At 43.1% G+C, this 2,457-nt stretch carries 1 protein-coding gene and 3 pseudogenes; 3 read left to right on the top strand and 1 reads right to left on the bottom strand.

What is annotated here, in order from left to right:
• Positions 1–77: 77 nt before the first annotated feature.
• Together OCV69_RS16465 and OCV69_RS16460 are read left to right on the top strand one after the other, a co-directional pair.
• Positions 78–419 carry a transposase gene (locus OCV69_RS16465; protein WP_154433227.1) on the top strand — a complete coding sequence of 114 codons (342 nt, stop codon included), beginning with the start codon at positions 78–80 and terminating at the stop codon, positions 417–419.
• A pseudogene (locus tag OCV69_RS16460) lies at positions 416–1,195 on the top strand (IS3 family transposase); the annotation flags it as partial. The gene OCV69_RS16465 and the pseudogene OCV69_RS16460, both read left to right, overlap by 4 nt.
• On the opposite strand, the pseudogene OCV69_RS16455 reads toward OCV69_RS16460, so the two are convergent.
• A pseudogene (locus tag OCV69_RS16455) lies at positions 1,180–1,724 on the bottom strand (transposase); the annotation flags it as partial. The pseudogenes OCV69_RS16460 and OCV69_RS16455 overlap by 16 nt on opposite strands.
• Positions 1,725–1,806: 82 nt before the next feature.
• Between OCV69_RS16455 and OCV69_RS16450 the strand changes: the two are divergent.
• A pseudogene (locus OCV69_RS16450) lies at positions 1,807–2,409 on the top strand (IS3 family transposase); the annotation flags it as partial.
• Positions 2,410–2,457: the final 48 nt, after the last annotated feature.

Here is a 2,457-nt window from a genome sequence, read left to right as displayed (position 1 = left end):
TGATGTTGTATAAATAAAGTTGACACCTTATTCTCAAAGAATTCATGTATAATAAAGAGAATAAGGAGGAACTTTCAATGTCACGTACCCAACGTAAATACGACCACGAATATAAGGTCCAGGCTGTCAAACTTGCCAGAGAAATCGGCGGTGCTAAGGCAGCCAAAGAATTAGGTATTCCAGAAGGAACCATCCATACATGGCTGAAAGCAGTTAGAGCAGGCACTTTAGATATTGGCGACGGTGCACATACTCCAGAAAGTGCGATGAGCCTTGCTGAGGAGCTTGCTATGCTCCGCAAACGCGTTAAGGATCAGGATAAAGAAATCCGGCGTCTGAAAGAGGAAAATGAATTTCTCGAGGAAGCAAGTGCTTTTTTCGCAGCCAGCCGTCGGAAGTCAGCAAGAACCAAAGAATGATGTTCATTGCCATAAAAACGGAAGACGGCATGATTAAGGGAAAACTTTCATTCTATTGCCGGATGCTTGGCGTTAGCCGCCAGGGGTTCTACAAATATCTTGCTCATAAAGATCGCCCCTGGAAATATCAGGATCTCGCTGATGCTATGAGAGCAATCAATACAGAGGATGAATGTAATGATACCTATGGGCGTATTCGCATGTATCAGGCACTTCTCCTTAAGAAACCGGAAGGACTCAAGATTCCTAGTGAGCGAACCGTCTACAGGGTCATGGATGAAATTGGCCTTAGTCATCAACCAAAGCGTAAGCCGAATGGTATTACCAAGGCTGATCGGGAAGCTCGTAAGTCAGATGATCTTCTGAAGCGAGATTTCAAATCTGATAAGCCACTTGAAAAATGTGTAACTGACATCACAGAAATCAAGGCTAAAGATGGAAAACTGTATGTTTCAGCTATCTTTGACTGCTTTGATTCCAGTGTCCTTGGTCTGGCAATGGAAACCAACATGAAAGCAACTTTGTGTGAGCATACCCTGAATAATGCCTATCTGGCATATCCTGATCTGCGAGGGGCTATTGTACACTCTGACAGAGGAACACAATATACCAGTGAAACTTATCGTAAGGCTCTTGCTAAATACGGTATTATTCAAAGCATGAACCGTGCTGGTGGCAGGTGCCACGATAATGCCCGATGCGAAAGCATGTGGGCCAGAATGAAAAGCGAGCTTCTCTATGACCGCTACAATACGGAGACTATGACCATAGAGGAACNAGAGTAGCCTCTGCGTTCCAGATAGACTTTCATGCTCCGGTAACCATCAACACCATTGTGGATATGATAGATTTCCTGAATCTGCGCGTGTACTTCTGCTTTATTGGCATAATAATCCGCCTTCCTGTGTTTCCGGTAGTTATAATACGCGTTTGGACAGATTTCAAGCCTGCGAAGGAGCCACCGTAGACCAAACAACTCATGATATTGCTCAATAAATCGATAAGCCTCTAATCGATTTCCTTTGCAAAGAATGCCGCTGCTTTTTTTAAGAAGAGATTTTCCTTTTTTGCTTCTTCCAGTTCCTTGCGCAATCGGAGATTCTCTTTCATAAGTTCCATTTCATTTGGAATATCTGGATTTTCGAGGGCTTTTGTTTGGCATTCTTTGCTAAATTCACTGCACCACTTGGAAATACTGGCTTTGGATACGCCGTATTCAGCAGTGATGCTTTTGTAAGTGCGTCCTTCTTCCTCGTGAAGGCGGACAATCTTCTTTTTAAATTCAGGGGTGTAACTCTGTGGCATAATGTGTACCTCTTTTCTTTATAAGATTGATTATATCTTATTAGCCACTCCTGTTACAACATTAGTATAGCACTTCAAACCAAAGCGTAAGCCGAATGGTATTACCAAGGCTGATCGGGAAGCTCGTAAGTCAGATGATCTTCTGAAGCGAGATTTCAAATCTGATAAGCCACTTGAAAAATGTGTAACTGACATCACAGAAATCAAGGCTAAAGATGGAAAACTGTATGTTTCAGCTATCTTTGACTGCTTTGATTCCAGTGTCCTTGGTCTGGCAATGGAAACCAACATGAAAGCAACTTTGTGTGAGCATACCCTGAATAATGCCTATCTGGCATATCCTGATCTGCGAGGGGCTATTGTACACTCTGACAGAGGAACACAATATACCAGTGAAACTTATCGTAAGGCTCTTGCTAAATACGGTATTATTCAAAGCATGAACCGTGCTGGTGGCAGGTGCCACGATAATGCCCGATGCGAAAGCATGTGGGCCAGAATGAAAAGCGAGCTTCTCTATGACCGCTACAATACGGAGACTATGACCATAGAGGAACTGAAGGTTCTCATTTGGAGATACTTCATCAGTTACTGGAATAACAGGAGGATCTGCTCGGCCAATGGTGGGCTTCCTCCGATAATTAAGCGACAGAGATACTACCAATCTCTGGAACAGGCTGCATAGGCAGTGATATCTTTGAGATAAATGTGTCAACCAATATTGACAATATCA

The sequence above is a fragment of the Alitiscatomonas aceti genome (assembly GCF_025567195.1).
Classification (GTDB): domain Bacteria; phylum Bacillota; class Clostridia; order Lachnospirales; family Lachnospiraceae; genus Alitiscatomonas; species Alitiscatomonas aceti.
The sequence above is the reverse complement of the archived record's forward strand: the minus strand, read 5'-3'. Positions and strand labels throughout refer to the sequence as shown.

Coding starts and splice junctions, on each gene's coding strand:
- OCV69_RS16465 (WP_154433227.1), top strand. CDS start 78: ATGTCACGTACCCAACGTAAATACGACCACGAATATAAGGTCCAGGCT.